This is a genomic window from Microbacterium oxydans (assembly GCF_000956525.1).
Classification (GTDB): Bacteria; Actinomycetota; Actinomycetes; order Actinomycetales; family Microbacteriaceae; genus Microbacterium; species Microbacterium oxydans_A.
Genome location: NZ_JYIW01000022.1, coordinates 60,310 through 74,576 on the forward strand (window position 1 = coordinate 60,310; position 14,267 = coordinate 74,576).

The window sequence follows — 14,267 nt, forward strand, 5'->3', positions numbered from 1 at the left end:
CTCAGGAAGCGGAGACTGCCGGGCGCAGGCCGCGAGCGGCAAGCGCCTCGGCGATGCGCGAGGTGATCTCGTCGAGCGACCCAACCCCGTCGATGCGGTCGACGATGCCCTTGGCACCGTAGACCTCGAGGATCGGAGCGGTCTCGCGTTCGTAGATGTCGAGGCGGTGGCCGATGGCCTCCGGGGTGTCATCCGATCGTCCCTGCTCGGTGGCGCGGAGCGTCAGACGCTCCAGGCTCTCCTCGCGGGGCACGTCGAGCAGGATCACCGCGTCGAGCGCAGACCCGCGCTCGGCCAGGAACGACTCCAGGTGCGCCACCTGCGCGGTGTTGCGCGGGTACCCGTCGAGCAGGAACCCGTTCTCCGCGTCATCCTGCGACAGACGGTCGCGCACGATCTCGCTGGTCAGCTCGTCCGGCACGAGGTCGCCCTTGTCGAGGATCTGCGTGACCTGCTGGCCGAGCGGCGTCCCCTCCTTGATGTTCGCGCGGAAGATGTCGCCGGTCGAGACGACCGGGATGCCGTAGGACTCAGCGATGCGGACACCCTGCGTGCCCTTCCCGGAGCCCTGCGGGCCGACGATCAGGAGACGTGCGGATGTCGTCATCGAAGAAGCCCTTCGTAATGGCGCTGCTGCAGCTGCGCGTCGATCTGCTTGACCGTCTCGAGACCGACACCCACGATGATCAGGATGGACGCGCCGCCGAACGGGAAGTTCTGGTTGGCGCCGACCGTGGCGAGGGCGATCAGCGGGATCAACGCGATCAGACCCAGGTAGATGGATCCAGGGAGCGTGATGCGCGTCAGGACGTAGTCGAGGTACTCGGCGGTCGGTCGACCGGCACGGATGCCGGGGATGAACCCGCCGTACTTCTTCATGTTGTCGGCGACCTCGACGGGGTTGAACGTGATCGCGACGTAGAAGTAGGTGAACCCGATGATCAGCAGGAAGTACGCCAGCATGTAGATCGGGTGGTTTCCGGTGGTGAAGTTCGCGCTGACCCAGGTGACCCACGCAGCCGGCGTCGAGCCGTCCTGCGGGGTGTTGAACTGCGCGATGAGCGCAGGGATGTACAGCAGCGACGAGGCGAAGATCACGGGGATCACACCCGCCATGTTCACCTTGATCGGGATGTAGGTGTTCGTGCCGCCGTATGTGCGGCGTCCGACCATGCGCTTGGCGTACTGCACCGGGATCCGTCGCTGCGACTGCTCGACGAACACCACGAGGCCCATCACGATGATGCCGACCAGCAGCACCAACAGGAAGGTCTCGAAGCCGCGGCTCTCCCAGATCATCCACATCGCGCCGGGGAACGTGGCCGAGATCGAGGTGAAGATGAGGAGCGACATGCCGTTGCCGATACCGCGCTCGGTGACGAGCTCGGCGAACCACATGATGAGGCCGGTGCCGGCGGTCATCGCCATGATGATGAGCAACTGCGCCCACCACACATCGTTCGTGAGTAGGTTCTGGCAGGCCGCGACGTCGGATGCACCGAACAGCTGCCCGCTGCGGGCGACCGTGACGAGCGTCGTCGACTGCAGCAGCGCGAGGGCGATCGTCAGGTAGCGCGTGTACTGGGTCAGGCGGGCCTGGCCGGCCTGCCCCTCCTTGTGCAGCGCCTCGAAGTGCGGGATGACGACGCGGAGCAGCTGGGTGATGATCGTCGCGGTGATGTACGGCATCACACCGAGCGCGAAGATCGACAGCTGGAGCAGCGCACCGCCGGAGAAGAGATTGACCAGTCCCAGGAGTCCGTCAGCGCCCTGGTTCTGCGCGAGGCACTGCTCGACGTTCGGGAAGTTCACGAACGGAGCAGGGACGTTTGACCCGAGACGGTAGATGGCCACGATGGCCAGGGTGAAACCGATCTTCCGACGCAGGTCGGGCGTGCGGAAGATCCGCGCGATGGCGCTAAACAAGGACGTTCCTCCTGAAAAGGTTGCCGAATCCCGAAGGACGGCTGAATGACCAGGGTAACCTACCCCAGCCATGCCGGGAGACCGAAGCACAAGAGGGGCCGGAGAATCTCCGGCCCCTCTTGTGTGATGGTTACTTGACGGATCCGCCAGCAGCCACGATCTTCTGCTCGGCAGAACCCGAGACCTTGTCGACCGCGACGGTGAGCTTCACGGCGATGTCGCCGTTTCCGAGAACCTTGACCTTCTCGTTCTTGCGAACGGCACCCTTGGCGACCAGGTCGCTGATGGTGACATCGCCACCCTTCGGGTACAGCTCCGCGAGCTTCTCCAGGTTCACGACCTGGTACTCGACGCGGAACGGGTTCTTGAACCCGCGCAGCTTCGGGGTGCGCATGTGCAGAGGCATCTGCCCACCCTCGAAGCCGACGCGAACGGTGTTGCGAGCCTTGGTGCCCTTGGTACCACGACCAGCGGTCTTACCCTTGGAGCCTTCACCGCGACCGACACGGGTCTTCGCGGTGTTGGCGCCCGGGACGGGACGCAGGTGGTGCACCTTCAGCACGCCGGGGCGGGATGCCGGAGCATCCTTCTTCGGCGCAGCCTTCTTGGCAGCGGGCTTCTTGGCCGCAGAGTCAGCCGTTGCGTTGGAGGCGGCGGCCTTGGCCGGTGCCTTCTTCGCTGCGGGCTTCTTCTCAGCGGCAGCCTTGGGAGCGGCAGCCTTCTTCGGGGCCTTCTCGGCCTCGACGGCGTCGTTCTTCTCAGCCATTAGTCGATCTCCTCAACCTTGACGAGGTGGGCGACGGTCTTGACGTACCCGCGCGTCTGCGCGTCGTCGGGGCGAACGGTGCTGTCACCGATTCGCTTCAGACCGAGGCTGCGCAGCGTGTCCCGCTGGTTCTGCTTCTCGCTCACCTTGGACTTGACCTGTGTGACCTTGAGGCGCGCAGCCATCAGGCACCTACCTTCTGTGCGGCGATGGCGTCTGCCTCCGCGCGGACCAGACGCGCCGGAGCCACCTGGTCGAACTCGAGGCCGCGACGTGCGGCGACCGCACGGGGCTCCTCGAGCTGCTTCAGGGCAGCAACGGTCGCGTGCACGATGTTGATCGTGTTCGACGAGCCGAGCGACTTCGACAGCACGTCGTGGATGCCGGCGCACTCGAGGACGGCGCGAACCGGACCACCGGCGATAACACCGGTACCGGCAGCAGCCGGACGGAGCAGGACCACACCAGCGGCGGCCTCACCCTGCACGGGGTGCGGGATGGTGCTGCCGACGCGCGGAACGCGGAAGAAGTTGCGCTTGGCCTCTTCGACACCCTTCGAGATCGCCAGGGGGACCTCTCGTGCCTTGCCGTAGCCGACACCGACCAGACCGTTGCCGTCACCGACGACCACGAGGGCGGTGAAGCTGAAGCGACGACCACCCTTCACGACCTTCGAGACGCGGTTGATGGTGACGACGCGCTCCAGGAACTGGTTGTCGCCACGATCGCGCGAGTTGCGGTCACGTCCGCCACCCTGGTTGCGATCGCGACCGCCACCGCGGCGGCCCTCGCGAGCCGGCTCAGCCTGGGTCGTGCCGGCGGCCGTCTCAGAGACGACAGCGGCCGCCTCAGGAGCGGCAGCAGCCGTTTCGGTCACTTCGTTCTCCTTGTTGTCACTCACAGTGCCAGCCCCCCTTCACGGGCGCCATCGGCGATGGCTGCGACACGACCGGCGTAGCGGTTGCCACCACGGTCGAACACTGCCTCGGAAACGCCGGCGGCCTTCGCGCGCTCGGCGAGCAGCTCGCCGACCTTGCGTGCCTTGGCGGTCTTGTCGCCCTCGAGCGAGCGCAGGTCGGTCTCGAGCGTCGAAGCCGACGCCACGGTGTGACCCTTGCTGTCGTCGACGAGCTGCACGAAGACGTGGCGAGCCGAACGGTTGACGACGAGGCGCGGACGCACCTCGGTGCCGACGACCTTCTTGCGAAGGCGGGCGTGACGACGCGCGCGGGCGTCAGACTTTGACTTGAGAGCCATGGTTACTTACCACTCTTTCCGGCCTTGCGACGCACGTTCTCGCCGGCGTAGCGCACACCCTTGCCCTTGTACGGCTCGGGCTTGCGGATCTTGCGGATGTTGGCAGCTGCCTCGCCGACAGCCTGCTTGTCGATTCCGCTGACGGTGAGCTTGTTGTTGCCCTCGACCGTGAGCGTGATACCGGCGGGCGGGTCGATGAGGACCGGGTGCGAGAAGCCGAGGGCGAACTCGACCGAGCTGCCCTTCTGCGCCACGCGGTAACCGGTTCCGACGACCTCGAGACCCTTGGTGTAGCCCTGGGTCACGCCGATGATGTTGTTGTTGATGAGCGTGCGGGTCAGGCCGTGAAGCGACCGCGACTCACGCTCGTCGTCGGGACGGGAGACCAGAACCTGGTTCTCCTCGACCGCGACCTCGATGGGGCTGGCCACCGTCAGGGTGAGCTCACCCTTGGGGCCCTTCACCGCGACCTCACGGCCGTCGACCGAGATGGTCACGCCCGCGGGAACGTCGATGGGAAGTCGTCCAATACGCGACATTTCGGATTACCACACGTAGGCGAGAACTTCTCCGCCCACGCCCTTCTGCTCTGCCTGACGGTCGGTGAGAAGACCGGAGGAGGTGGACAGGATGGCCACGCCGAGACCGCCGAGGACCGTGGGGAGCTCGGTGGACTTCGCGTACACGCGGAGGCCGGGCTTCGAGACACGCTTGATGCCGGCGATGGAGCGCTCGCGGTTCGGGCCGTACTTCAGCGTCAGCGTCAGGTTCTTCCCGACGCGAGCGTCAGAGGTCTCCCAGCCGGCGATGTAGCCCTCCTGCTTGAGGATGTCGGCGATGTGCGTCTTCAGCTTGCTCGACGGCAGGGTCACGGAATCGTGGTGCGCCGAGTTCGCGTTGCGCAGACGGGTCAGCAGATCTGCGACCGGGTCTGTCATTGTCATTGTTGTTTTCCTTTGTTCATGAGGTTCCGGCTGCCGTTACACGACAGACGGCCTGCGATGACACGCAATCTTCAATTGTACGGCCACTTCGACATGCTCAGTGACCGAACGACAGGCTCAGAAACCGGAAGGTCTCTGAGCCTGTCGAAGGGTTACGCCTGCGCGTCTTCCGAGCGGAACGGGAAGCCGAGGTGACGGAGCAGTGCCCGACCCTCGTCATCCGTCTTCGCGGTGGTGACGACAGTGATGTCGAAACCGCGAACCCGGTCGATCTTGTCCTGATCGATCTCGTGGAACACGCTCTGCTCCTGGAGACCGAAGGTGTAGTTGCCGTTGCCGTCGAACTGCTTGCCCGAGAGGCCGCGGAAGTCGCGGATACGGGGCAGAGCGAGCGAGACGAGGCGGTCGACGAACTCCCACGCGCGGTCACCACGGAGGGTGACGTGCGCGCCGATGGCCTGGCCCTCACGCAGCTTGAACTGCGCGATGGACTTGCGAGCCTTCGTGACGATCGGCTTCTGGCCGGTGATCTTGGTGAGGTCGTCGACCGCACCATCGATCACCTTGCTGTCGCGAGCTGCCTCGCCGACACCGGTGTTCACGACGACCTTGACCAGTCCGGGGATCTGCATGACGTTCGCGTAACCGAACTCTTCCTGCATCGCCTTCTTGATCTCAGCGTTGTACTTCGCCTTCAGGCGGGGCTGGATCTTGCCAGCCACCGCGGCGTCGGTGGTTGCCATCAGAGGTCCTTACCTGACTTCTTCGCGAAGCGCACGCGGACGTTGCGCTTCACGCCGTCCTTCACCTGCTCCTCGACCCGGTGGCCGACCTTGGTCGGCTTCTTGGTCGAAGGGTCGACGAGTGCGACGTTCGAAATGTGGATGGAGGCCTCGACAGTCTCGATGCCGCCCGTCTTGGTGCCACGCTGCGTCTGTCCGACGCGGGTGTGCTTGGTGACGTAGTTCACGCCCTCAACGATGACGCGGTTCTTCTCGGCAAGGATCTCGAGGACCTTGCCCTGCTTCCCGCGGTCGCCGCCACGCTCATGCGTGGCTCCGGTGATGACCTGAACCAGGTCACCCTTCTTGATCTTCGCCATGATTAAATGACCTCCGGCGCCAGCGAGACGATCTTCATGAACTTCTTGTCGCGAAGCTCACGGCCGACCGGTCCGAAGATACGGGTGCCGCGAGGCTCCCCGTCGTTCTTCAGGATCACGGCGGCGTTCTCGTCGAACTTGATGTACGAGCCGTCGGGACGGCGCGTCTCCTTCTTGGTACGGACGATGACCGCCTTGACGACGTCGCCCTTCTTGACGTTCCCACCGGGGATCGCGTCCTTGACGGTCGCGACGATGGTGTCACCGAGGCCCGCGTAGCGGCGCTTCGAGCCACCGAGCACGCGGATGGTGAGGAGCTCCTTGGCGCCGGTGTTGTCGGCGACCTTGAGTCGGGATTCCTGCTGGATCACTTGGCCTTCTCCACAATCTCCACCAGACGCCAGCGCTTCGTGGCGCTCAGCGGGCGGGTCTCGTTGATGACGACCAGGTCGCCGATACCGGCGGAGTTGGTCTCATCGTGCGCCTTGACCTTCGAGGTGCGGCGGATGACCTTGCCGTAAAGCGGGTGCTTCACGCGGTCCTCGACCTCGACCACGATGGTCTTGTCCATCTTGTCGCTGACGACATAGCCACGACGCGACTTGCGGTACCCACGGGCATCCACATCGCGCACATCGTGAGCAGCGTGCTCAGCCTCGACGGCGGCTTCCTTCTTGGTGGCCATCACTCAGCCTCTTCCTTCACGGCGTCGTCAGCGGAGTCCGCCTTCTTCGCCTTCGACTTGGTCGCCTTCTTCGCCGGGACCTCGACCGGAGCGGGCGTCGCACGGATGCCCAGCTCGCGTTCGCGGATCACGGTGTAGAGACGCGCGATGTCGCGCTTGACGGCGCGGATGCGGCCGTGGCTCTCCAGCTGGCCGGTGGCCGACTGGAAACGGAGGTTGAACAGCTCCTCCTTGGCCTTACGCAGCTCCTCAACGAGGCGCTGGTCTTCGAACGTGTCGAGCTCTGCCGGAGCGAGCTCCTTGGTGCCGATCGCCATTACGCGTCGCCCTCCTCGCGCTTGATGATGCGTGCCTTGAGAGGCAGCTTGTGAATTGCACGGGTCAGTGCTTCGCGGGCGAGCTCTTCGCTCACACCGCCGACCTCGAAGAGGACGCGACCCGGCTTGACGTTGGCGACCCACCACTCGGGGGAACCCTTACCGGAACCCATGCGGGTTTCAGCAGGCTTCTTCGTGAGGGGACGGTCGGGGTAGATGTTGATCCACACCTTGCCGCCACGCTTGATGTGACGGGTGACCGCGATACGAGCGGACTCGATCTGACGGTTCGTGACATACGCAGGCGTGAGCGCCTGGATGCCGAACTCGCCGAAGGAGACCTTCGTGCCACCGGTCGCCTGACCCGAGCGACCCGGGTGGTGCTGCTTGCGGAACTTGACCTTACGGGGGATGAGCATTATGCCGACGCTCCTTCTGCGACAGGTGCCTCGTTGCGCGGCGCGCGGCGGCGGTCGCCACCACGGTCGTCACGACGGGCCTTGGGTGCATTGGCCTGCTCGCGAGCGAGCTCCTTTGCGGTCAGGTCGCCCTTGTAGATCCAGACCTTCACACCGATACGGCCGAAGGTGGTCTTCGCCTCGTAGAAGCCGTAGTCGATGTTCGCGCGCAGCGTGTGCAGCGGCACACGACCCTCGCGGTAGAACTCCGAACGGCTCATCTCAGCGCCGCCGAGGCGGCCGGAGACCTGGATGCGGATGCCCTTGGCGCCAGCGCGCTGCGCGCCCTGGAGACCCTTGCGCATCGCACGACGGAACGCCACACGAGCAGAGAGCTGCTCGGCGATGCCCTGTGCGACGAGCTGAGCGTCAGCCTCGGGGTTCTTGACCTCGAGGATGTTCAGCTGGATCTGCTTGCCCGAGAGCTTCTCGAGGTCGCCGCGGATGCGCTCGGCCTCGGCGCCACGACGACCGATCACGATGCCCGGACGGGCGGTGTGGATGTCGACGCGGACGCGGTCACGGGTGCGCTCGATCTCGATGTTCGAGACACCGGCGCGGTCGAGCTGCGTCTTCAGCAGGTTGCGGATCTTGATGTCCTCGGCGACGTAGTCGGCGTAACGCTGACCGGGCTTCGTCGAGTCCGAGAACCAGCGCGACACGTGGTCCGTGGTGATACCGAGACGGAAGCCGTACGGGTTTACCTTCTGTCCCATTACTTGCTCGCCTTCTTGTTGCTGTCGCCCGTGGCGGCCGGAGCAGCCTCAGGCGTCGAGAGCACGACCGTGATGTGGCTCGTGCGCTTCTTGATCTGGAAAGCGCGACCCTGTGCACGGGGCTGGAAACGCTTGAGCGTCGTGCCCTCGTCGACGTAGGCATTCGCTACGTACAGGTCCTGCTCGTCGAGGTACTCGCCGTCACGATCCGCCTTGACCTGTGCGTTGGCCATGGCCGACGCGACAAGCTTGTAGATCGGCTCACTGGCGCTCTGCTGTGCGAACTTCAAGATCGCCAGAGCCTCCTGGGCCTGCTTGCCCTTGATGAGCGCGACGACACGACGAGCCTTCTGAGGGGTCACGCGGATGTGTCGCACGCGTGCGATGGACTCCACCATTTCTCTCTCCTCTACGCCAGCGCGTTAGCGCCGGCGACCCTTCTTGTCGTCCTTCTCGTGGCCGCGGAAGGTGCGGGTGGGCGCGAACTCGCCCAGCTTGTGGCCGACCATGGTCTCGGAGACAAACACGGGGATGTGCTTGCGACCGTCGTGGACCGCGATCGTGTGACCCAGCATGGCCGGGATGATCATGGACCGGCGAGACCAGGTCTTGATGACGTTCTTCGTGCCCTTTTCGTTCTGACCGATCACCTTGCGAAGCAGGTGCTCGTCGACGAAGGGGCCCTTCTTAAGACTGCGAGGCATCTTCTCTTACTCCTACTTGCGCTTCTTGCCGGCGTTACGACGACGCACGATGTACTTGTCGCTTTCCTTGTTGGCGTGGCGGGTACGACCCTCAGCCTGACCCCAAGGGGAAACGGGGTGACGTCCACCGGAGGTCTTACCCTCACCACCACCGTGGGGGTGGTCGACCGGGTTCATCGCGACACCACGCACGGTCGGGCGGACGCCCTTCCAGCGCATGCGGCCGGCCTTACCCCAGTTGATGTTCGACTGCTCGGCGTTGCCGACCTCGCCGATGGTCGCGCGGCAGCGCGCATCGACGTTGCGGATCTCGCCCGAGGGCAGACGCAGCTGGGCGTAGGGGCCGTCCTTGGCGACGAGACGGACGGATGCTCCGGCCGAACGTGCCATCTTCGCGCCGCCACCGGGGCGGAGCTCGATCGCGTGGATGACGGTACCGGTGGGGATGTTCTTCAGCGGGAGGTTGTTTCCCGGCTTGATGTCAGCCCCGGCGCCCGACTCGACGACGTCGCCCTGCTTCAGCTTCGCCGGCGCGAGGATGTAGCGCTTCTCGCCGTCGAAGTAGTGCAGCAGCGCGATGCGCGCGGTGCGGTTGGGGTCGTACTCGATGTGAGCGACCCGAGCGTCGACGCCGTCCTTGTCATTGCGACGGAAGTCGATGACACGGTACTGGCGCTTGTGGCCACCACCGATGTGACGGGTCGTGATGCGGCCCTGGTTGTTGCGACCACCGGTCTTCGAGAGCGGGCGCAGCAGCGACTTCTCCGGCGTCGATCGAGTGATCTCGGCGAAGTCAGCCACCGACGAGCCGCGACGGCCCGGGGTCGTGGGCTTGTACTTGCGAATAGCCATGATTGTCCTTATCCCCGATCAGCCGATTGCCGTGAAGATGTCGATGGTGCCCGACTTCAGGGTGACGATGGCGCGCTTGGTGTCCTTGCGCTTGCCGGTGCCGAAGCGGGTGCGGCGAGACTTGCCGACGCGGTTGAGGGTGTTGACCCCAGCGACCTTGACGCCGAAGATCTTCTCGATGGCGAGCTTGATCTCGGTCTTCGAAGCGCGGGGGTCGACGAGGAAGGTGTACTTGCCTTCATCGATGAGCCCGTAGCTCTTCTCAGACACGACCGGCTTCAGGATGACGTCGCGCGGGTCCTTGTTCAGGGCCGTCTGGAGAACAGATGCCTGCTCGCTCATGCGGAGACCTCCTGGTTGGCGCCGGACTTGGAGGCGATGAAGCCCTCGAGCGCGGCCTGGGTGAAGACGATGTCGTCGGAGACGAGCACGTCGTAGGCGTTGAGCTGGTCGAACGTCAGCACGTGCAGGTTCGACAGGTTGCGGATGCTCTTCAGCGTCACGTCATCGTTGCGCTCGATGACGACGAGCACGTTCTTCGACGAGACGACGTTGGTGAGGAAGTTCACCGCGGTCTTCGTGGAAGGCGTGCCGTCGATCCCGAAGGACTCGATGGCGTGGATGCGGTCACCACGGAAGCGGTCGCTGAGCGCGCCCAGGAGGGCGGCGGCGATCATCTTCTTGGGGGTGCGCTGCGAGTAGTCGCGCGGCTTCGGTCCGTGGACGATGCCACCACCGGTCATGTGCGGCGCGCGGATGGAACCCTGACGGGCGTTACCCGTGCCCTTCTGCTTGAAGGGCTTGCGGCCGGCACCGGAGACCTCGCCACGACGCTTGGTCGAGTGCGTTCCCTGGCGTGCCGCCGCGAGCTGCGCGACGACGACCTGGTGGATGAGCGGGATGTTCGTCTTGGCGTCGAACAGGGCGGCGGGAAGCTCGATGGAGCCTGCCTTCTTGCCGTCTGCCTTCAGGACGTCGAGCGCGAGAGTGGAGTCAGCCATGTTCAGGCACCCTTCACTGCGTTGCGGACATAGACGATGCGGCCACGAGCACCGGGGACGGCGCCCTTGACGAGCAGCAGACCCTTCTCGATGTCGACGGCGTGCACCGTGAGGTTGAGGACGGTCACGCGCTCGCCGCCCATACGGCCGGCCATGCGCATGCCCTTGAAGACGCGGCTCGGGGTCGACGATGCGCCGATGGAGCCGGGCTTGCGGTGGTTGCGGTGCGAACCGTGCGATGCCGAGACGCCCTTGAAGTTGTGACGCTTCATGACACCGGCGAAGCCCTTGCCCTTGCTCGTGCCGACGACGTCGACGAGCTGACCGGCTTCGAACGTGCCGTCGACCGTGAGCTCCTGACCGAGTGAGTAGTCAGCAGCATCCGCGGTGCGGATCTCGGTCACGTGGCGACGCGGCGTGACGCCGGCAGCCTCGAAGTGAGCCGAGAGGGGCTTGTTCACCTTGCGGGGGTCGATCTGGCCGTACGCGATCTGCACGGCGTTGTAGCCGTCCTTCTCGGGGGTACGAACCTGGGTGACCACGTTCGGTGCGAGTTCGATGACGGTGACGGGGATGAGCTTGCCGCTCTCGTTCCACACCTGGGTCATGCCGAGCTTCGTGCCCAGCATGCCCTTGGAAATCTTTGCGTTGATGTCAGCCATGTCGATCCTCAGAGCTTGATCTCGATGTTGACGTCGGCCGGGAGGTCGAGACGCATCAGCGAGTCGACGGCCTTGGGCGTCGGGTCGACGATGTCGATCAGACGCTTGTGGGTGCGCATCTCGAAGTGCTCGCGGCTGTCCTTGTACTTGTGGGGCGACCGGATGACGCACACGACGTTCTTCTCGGTCGGAAGCGGCACGGGGCCGACGACGGTCGCGCCCGCACGGGTCACGGTGTCGACGATCTTGCGTGCCGACGAGTCGATGACCTCGTGGTCATACGACTTCAGGCGAATGCGGATTTTCTGTCCCGCCATTGTCTGCTCACTCTCTATAAGCGTCGTACCGACCTGGGCCGGGTGACCCAGGGGCATTGGACGCACGTCGGCGCTGTTCGCGCCTCGGCACTCGAACGGCTCTCGCGAGTCGATCTGCTGCACCACTGTTCTTGTATCAGCCCGCACGCCTTTCGACCTGCAGGATGCCGACCCTTCACCACGCATGGCGAAGCCCTCGATATGAAGGTTGTCGGGGATGTTCTGCTACCCGCGGCCTAGAACCCTGCGCCTTCCCGGAGGATGCGCCGTCTATGCACTGCCCTGGCAGTGATCCAGCGCGCATGACGCACACCGGAATGTCGAACCTGTCTATTCTGCCACGACCGATTTCACTTCTGCAAACCCGGGCGTGTCGCGCCTCGTCCACGAGGTGCCGGTGACGCCCCGATCAGGTCAGATCACGGGAGATAGCGGGGCGAGGCATCCCCATGCCTCGCCCCGCTTGGGGAGGGCGTTCAGTGCGAGGGGGCACACCGAACGCGAGGAATCCGGCGTGAAGGGACGCCAGGATCCTCGACCGAGGGCGCGGCGGAGAGACTCTCGCCGCGCAGGCAGGGAGACGCTGAGGCACAGAGCGTGCGCGCGTCGTACGATGATCCCCAAGATCGTCATTCCCCAGTTTGAACGCGGACAACCGCGTGTTTCGGAATGTCGAACCCCTTCGACATTCCCGACCGCAAGATCCCCAGGCGGTCATCCGACAGTCTACGGGTTCGTCGAGGCCGATGCGACCTTCACGCGCGGGATTCCCACTGCGCACACAGAACGGCGGCCCGCTCGGTTGAGCGGACCGCCGTCGTGGACTGCGGACGAGAGCTACTCGTTGCCGACCGCCTTGTCGGCGGAGTCACGGATCTCGTCGATCTTGTCGGCAGCACCCGGGGCGATCTTCTTCGCGAAGTCGGCCACGCCGTCGAGGACCTTGTCGCTGATGTCCTCCGCCTGCTCGCTCTTGACGGCCTCGGCGATCTTGTCCTTGTTCTGCTCGAAGAGATCCTTGCCCTTGTTGACGGCGTCCTCGATACCCATGGTGTTCCCCTTCAGAGGTGTGTGCTGACGACCGTTCGGCCGATCACCCTCATTGTGCATGGCGTCGGCGGTGAACGGAACCCCTGGCCGGGAATGCGACGCGCCGTGTCCGAGCGGTCTCCGGATAAAACGACAGCGGGGCCGGACCCGAAGGTCCGACCCCGCTGCGAGGAAGCAGATGCTTACTTGATGATCTTCGTGACCGTACCGGCGCCGACGGTGCGTCCACCCTCACGGATGGCGAAGCCGAGGCCCTCCTCCATGGCGATCGGCTGGATCAGCTCGACCGTCACGTCGGTGGTGTCGCCGGGCATGACCATCTCGGTGCCCTCGGGCAGCGTGATGACGCCGGTGACGTCGGTGGTGCGGAAGTAGAACTGCGGGCGGTAGTTCGTGTAGAACGGGTTGTGACGCCCACCCTCATCCTTGGAAAGGATGTACGCGGTGCCAGCGAAGTCCGTGTGCGGCGTGACCGAACCCGGCTTGACGATGACCTGACCGCGCTCGACGTCCTCACGCTTCGTGCCACGGAGCAGGAGACCGCAGTTCTCGCCGGCCCATGCCTCGTCGAGCTGCTTGTGGAACATCTCGATACCCGTGACCGTGGTCTTGACGGTCGGACGCAGTCCGACGATCTCGACCTCGGAGTTGATGGCCAGCGTGCCACGCTCGGCGCGGCCGGTGACGACGGTTCCACGACCGGTGATCGTGAAGACGTCCTCGACGGGCATCAGGAACGGCTTGTCCTTGTCGCGCACGGGGTCGGGAACGTTGTTGTCGACGGCCTCCATGAGGTCGAGGATCGACTGCGTCCACTTCTCGTCGCCCTCGAGGGCCTTGAGAGCGGAGACGCGGACGACCGGAGCGTCCTCGGCGAAGCCCTGCGATGCGAGCAGCTCGGAGACCTCGAGCTCGACGAGCTCCAGGATCTCCTCGTCGTCGACCATGTCGGACTTGTTCAGCGCGACCAGCAGGTACGGCACGCCGACCTGCTTGGCGAGCAGCACGTGCTCACGCGTCTGAGCCATCGGGCCGTCGGTGGCGGCGACCACGAGGATCGCGCCGTCCATCTGAGCCGCACCGGTGATCATGTTCTTGACGTAGTCGGCGTGGCCGGGGGCGTCAACGTGCGCGTAGTGGCGCTTCGGGGTCTCGTACTCGATGTGCGAGATGTTGATGGTGATACCACGCTGGCGCTCTTCCGGCGCCGAGTCGATGGAAGCGAAGTCGCGCTGCACGTTGGTGTCAGACGGGAACTTGTCAGCAAGCACCTTCGAGATCGCTGCGGAGAGCGTGGTCTTGCCGTGGTCAACGTGACCGATGGTTCCGATGTTGACGTGCGGCTTGGTCCGCTCGAACTTGGCCTTAGCCACTGGGTCCTCCTCAGGACGTCATGTAGAGGGTGCCGGGCACTGGTTTGCGACCGGTTCTCTACGGGTGTGAATCTCAGTTTAGTAGAGAGGGAATGTGAAGTTGTAGGGGACCTGAGAGCCGGGCCGGAACCCGGCTC

Annotated in this window: 24 protein-coding genes; all 24 read right to left on the reverse strand. The window is 64.8% G+C overall.

What is annotated here, in order from left to right; translation table 11 throughout:
• Position 1 precedes the first annotated feature (1 nt).
• Complete coding sequence (locus RS83_RS06630; RefSeq protein WP_045278739.1) at positions 2 to 607, reverse strand: adenylate kinase; 606 nt, start codon at positions 605 to 607, stop codon at positions 2 to 4.
• A complete protein-coding gene (secY, locus tag RS83_RS06635; protein ID WP_045278740.1) occupies positions 604 to 1,926 on the reverse strand; it encodes a preprotein translocase subunit SecY in 1,323 nt (440 codons plus the stop codon). The genes RS83_RS06630 and secY overlap by 4 nt, the downstream gene beginning before the upstream one ends.
• Positions 1,927 to 2,056: 130 nt before the next feature.
• Positions 2,057 to 2,692 (reverse strand): 50S ribosomal protein L15, encoded by a 636-nt coding sequence (rplO, locus tag RS83_RS06640; RefSeq protein ID WP_052678921.1) that lies wholly within the window; start codon positions 2,690 to 2,692, stop codon positions 2,057 to 2,059.
• Positions 2,692 to 2,877 carry a 50S ribosomal protein L30 gene (gene rpmD / locus RS83_RS06650; protein ID WP_042538783.1) on the reverse strand — a complete coding sequence of 62 codons (186 nt, stop codon included), beginning with the start codon at positions 2,875 to 2,877 and terminating at the stop codon, positions 2,692 to 2,694. The genes rplO and rpmD overlap by 1 nt, the downstream gene beginning before the upstream one ends.
• Positions 2,877 to 3,569 (reverse strand): 30S ribosomal protein S5, encoded by a 693-nt coding sequence (gene rpsE, locus RS83_RS06655; protein ID WP_374197751.1) that lies wholly within the window; start codon positions 3,567 to 3,569, stop codon positions 2,877 to 2,879. The genes rpmD and rpsE overlap by 1 nt, the downstream gene beginning before the upstream one ends.
• Before the next feature lie 20 nt (positions 3,570 to 3,589).
• Positions 3,590 to 3,949, reverse strand: a complete 360-nt coding sequence (gene rplR / locus RS83_RS06660; protein WP_029260926.1) for a 50S ribosomal protein L18 — start codon at positions 3,947 to 3,949, stop codon at positions 3,590 to 3,592.
• 2 nt (positions 3,950 to 3,951) lie between these two features.
• Positions 3,952 to 4,488 carry a 50S ribosomal protein L6 gene (rplF, locus tag RS83_RS06665; RefSeq protein WP_045278742.1) on the reverse strand — a complete coding sequence of 179 codons (537 nt, stop codon included), beginning with the start codon at positions 4,486 to 4,488 and terminating at the stop codon, positions 3,952 to 3,954.
• Positions 4,489 to 4,494: 6 nt separating this feature from the next.
• On the reverse strand, positions 4,495 to 4,893 hold the full coding sequence (rpsH, locus tag RS83_RS06670) for a 30S ribosomal protein S8 (protein WP_045278743.1): 399 nt from the start codon (positions 4,891 to 4,893) through the stop codon (positions 4,495 to 4,497).
• A 152-nt stretch (positions 4,894 to 5,045) separates the two neighbouring features.
• On the reverse strand, positions 5,046 to 5,636 hold the full coding sequence (rplE, locus tag RS83_RS06675) for a 50S ribosomal protein L5 (RefSeq protein WP_045278744.1): 591 nt from the start codon (positions 5,634 to 5,636) through the stop codon (positions 5,046 to 5,048).
• Positions 5,636 to 5,995, reverse strand: coding sequence for a 50S ribosomal protein L24 (rplX, locus tag RS83_RS06680; protein ID WP_045278745.1), 360 nt, complete (start codon positions 5,993 to 5,995; stop codon positions 5,636 to 5,638). The genes rplE and rplX overlap by 1 nt, the downstream gene beginning before the upstream one ends.
• 2 nt (positions 5,996 to 5,997) lie before the next feature.
• Positions 5,998 to 6,366, reverse strand: coding sequence for a 50S ribosomal protein L14 (rplN, locus tag RS83_RS06685; RefSeq protein ID WP_045278746.1), 369 nt, complete (start codon positions 6,364 to 6,366; stop codon positions 5,998 to 6,000).
• Complete coding sequence (rpsQ, locus tag RS83_RS06690) at positions 6,363 to 6,680, reverse strand: 30S ribosomal protein S17 (protein WP_052678923.1); 318 nt, start codon at positions 6,678 to 6,680, stop codon at positions 6,363 to 6,365. Before rpsQ ends, rplN begins: the two co-directional genes overlap by 4 nt.
• Positions 6,680 to 6,997 carry a 50S ribosomal protein L29 gene (gene rpmC, locus RS83_RS19180; protein WP_045278747.1) on the reverse strand — a complete coding sequence of 106 codons (318 nt, stop codon included), beginning with the start codon at positions 6,995 to 6,997 and terminating at the stop codon, positions 6,680 to 6,682. The genes rpsQ and rpmC overlap by 1 nt, the downstream gene beginning before the upstream one ends.
• Positions 6,997 to 7,416, reverse strand: a complete 420-nt coding sequence (gene rplP / locus RS83_RS06700) for a 50S ribosomal protein L16 (RefSeq protein ID WP_045278748.1) — start codon at positions 7,414 to 7,416, stop codon at positions 6,997 to 6,999. The genes rpmC and rplP overlap by 1 nt, the downstream gene beginning before the upstream one ends.
• Positions 7,416 to 8,171: a 30S ribosomal protein S3 gene (rpsC, locus tag RS83_RS06705; protein WP_017201587.1), complete on the reverse strand. Its 756-nt coding sequence runs from the start codon at positions 8,169 to 8,171 to the stop codon at positions 7,416 to 7,418. Before rpsC ends, rplP begins: the two co-directional genes overlap by 1 nt.
• Entirely contained in the window at positions 8,171 to 8,569 is a 399-nt protein-coding gene (gene rplV, locus RS83_RS06710) for a 50S ribosomal protein L22 (protein ID WP_045278749.1), read from the reverse strand. The genes rpsC and rplV overlap by 1 nt, the downstream gene beginning before the upstream one ends.
• Positions 8,570 to 8,593: 24 nt before the next feature.
• A complete protein-coding gene (rpsS, locus tag RS83_RS06715; protein WP_045278750.1) occupies positions 8,594 to 8,875 on the reverse strand; it encodes a 30S ribosomal protein S19 in 282 nt (93 codons plus the stop codon).
• A 12-nt stretch (positions 8,876 to 8,887) separates the two neighbouring features.
• Positions 8,888 to 9,727 (reverse strand): 50S ribosomal protein L2, encoded by an 840-nt coding sequence (gene rplB / locus RS83_RS06720; protein ID WP_045278751.1) that lies wholly within the window; start codon positions 9,725 to 9,727, stop codon positions 8,888 to 8,890.
• A gap of 18 nt (positions 9,728 to 9,745) precedes the next feature.
• On the reverse strand, positions 9,746 to 10,069 hold the full coding sequence (gene rplW, locus RS83_RS06725; protein WP_045278752.1) for a 50S ribosomal protein L23: 324 nt from the start codon (positions 10,067 to 10,069) through the stop codon (positions 9,746 to 9,748).
• The gene (gene rplD / locus RS83_RS06730; protein WP_021201122.1) at positions 10,066 to 10,728 is read right to left on the reverse strand and encodes a 50S ribosomal protein L4; all 663 of its coding nucleotides are present in this window, start codon (positions 10,726 to 10,728) and stop codon (positions 10,066 to 10,068) included. Before rplD ends, rplW begins: the two co-directional genes overlap by 4 nt.
• 2 nt (positions 10,729 to 10,730) lie before the next feature.
• Complete coding sequence (rplC, locus tag RS83_RS06735) at positions 10,731 to 11,390, reverse strand: 50S ribosomal protein L3 (protein WP_045278753.1); 660 nt, start codon at positions 11,388 to 11,390, stop codon at positions 10,731 to 10,733.
• An 8-nt stretch (positions 11,391 to 11,398) separates the two neighbouring features.
• Complete coding sequence (gene rpsJ, locus RS83_RS06740) at positions 11,399 to 11,707, reverse strand: 30S ribosomal protein S10 (RefSeq protein ID WP_030147986.1); 309 nt, start codon at positions 11,705 to 11,707, stop codon at positions 11,399 to 11,401.
• An 837-nt stretch (positions 11,708 to 12,544) separates the two neighbouring features.
• The gene (locus RS83_RS06745; RefSeq protein ID WP_045278754.1) at positions 12,545 to 12,757 is read right to left on the reverse strand and encodes a hypothetical protein; all 213 of its coding nucleotides are present in this window, start codon (positions 12,755 to 12,757) and stop codon (positions 12,545 to 12,547) included.
• A 182-nt stretch (positions 12,758 to 12,939) separates the two neighbouring features.
• Positions 12,940 to 14,130 (reverse strand): elongation factor Tu, encoded by a 1,191-nt coding sequence (gene tuf / locus RS83_RS06750; RefSeq protein ID WP_045278755.1) that lies wholly within the window; start codon positions 14,128 to 14,130, stop codon positions 12,940 to 12,942.
• Positions 14,131 to 14,267: the final 137 nt, after the last annotated feature.

Coding starts and splice junctions, on each gene's coding strand:
- RS83_RS06630 (WP_045278739.1), bottom strand. CDS start 607: ATGACGACATCCGCACGTCTCCTGATCGTCGGCCCGCAGGGCTCCGGG.
- rplO (WP_052678921.1), bottom strand. CDS start 2,692: ATGGCTGAGAAGAACGACGCCGTCGAGGCCGAGAAGGCCCCGAAGAAG.
- rpmD (WP_042538783.1), bottom strand. CDS start 2,877: ATGGCTGCGCGCCTCAAGGTCACACAGGTCAAGTCCAAGGTGAGCGAG.
- rplR (WP_029260926.1), bottom strand. CDS start 3,949: ATGGCTCTCAAGTCAAAGTCTGACGCCCGCGCGCGTCGTCACGCCCGC.
- rplF (WP_045278742.1), bottom strand. CDS start 4,488: ATGTCGCGTATTGGACGACTTCCCATCGACGTTCCCGCGGGCGTGACC.
- rpsH (WP_045278743.1), bottom strand. CDS start 4,893: ATGACAATGACAGACCCGGTCGCAGATCTGCTGACCCGTCTGCGCAAC.
- rplE (WP_045278744.1), bottom strand. CDS start 5,636: ATGGCAACCACCGACGCCGCGGTGGCTGGCAAGATCCAGCCCCGCCTG.
- rplX (WP_045278745.1), bottom strand. CDS start 5,995: ATGGCGAAGATCAAGAAGGGTGACCTGGTTCAGGTCATCACCGGAGCC.
- rpsQ (WP_052678923.1), bottom strand. CDS start 6,680: ATGGCCACCAAGAAGGAAGCCGCCGTCGAGGCTGAGCACGCTGCTCAC.
- rpmC (WP_045278747.1), bottom strand. CDS start 6,997: ATGGCGATCGGCACCAAGGAGCTCGCTCCGGCAGAGCTCGACACGTTC.
- rplP (WP_045278748.1), bottom strand. CDS start 7,416: ATGCTCATCCCCCGTAAGGTCAAGTTCCGCAAGCAGCACCACCCGGGT.
- rpsC (WP_017201587.1), bottom strand. CDS start 8,171: ATGGGACAGAAGGTAAACCCGTACGGCTTCCGTCTCGGTATCACCACG.
- rplV (WP_045278749.1), bottom strand. CDS start 8,569: ATGGTGGAGTCCATCGCACGCGTGCGACACATCCGCGTGACCCCTCAG.
- rpsS (WP_045278750.1), bottom strand. CDS start 8,875: ATGCCTCGCAGTCTTAAGAAGGGCCCCTTCGTCGACGAGCACCTGCTT.
- rplB (WP_045278751.1), bottom strand. CDS start 9,727: ATGGCTATTCGCAAGTACAAGCCCACGACCCCGGGCCGTCGCGGCTCG.
- rplW (WP_045278752.1), bottom strand. CDS start 10,069: ATGAGCGAGCAGGCATCTGTTCTCCAGACGGCCCTGAACAAGGACCCG.
- rplD (WP_021201122.1), bottom strand. CDS start 10,728: ATGGCTGACTCCACTCTCGCGCTCGACGTCCTGAAGGCAGACGGCAAG.
- rplC (WP_045278753.1), bottom strand. CDS start 11,390: ATGGCTGACATCAACGCAAAGATTTCCAAGGGCATGCTGGGCACGAAG.
- rpsJ (WP_030147986.1), bottom strand. CDS start 11,707: ATGGCGGGACAGAAAATCCGCATTCGCCTGAAGTCGTATGACCACGAG.
- RS83_RS06745 (WP_045278754.1), bottom strand. CDS start 12,757: ATGGGTATCGAGGACGCCGTCAACAAGGGCAAGGATCTCTTCGAGCAG.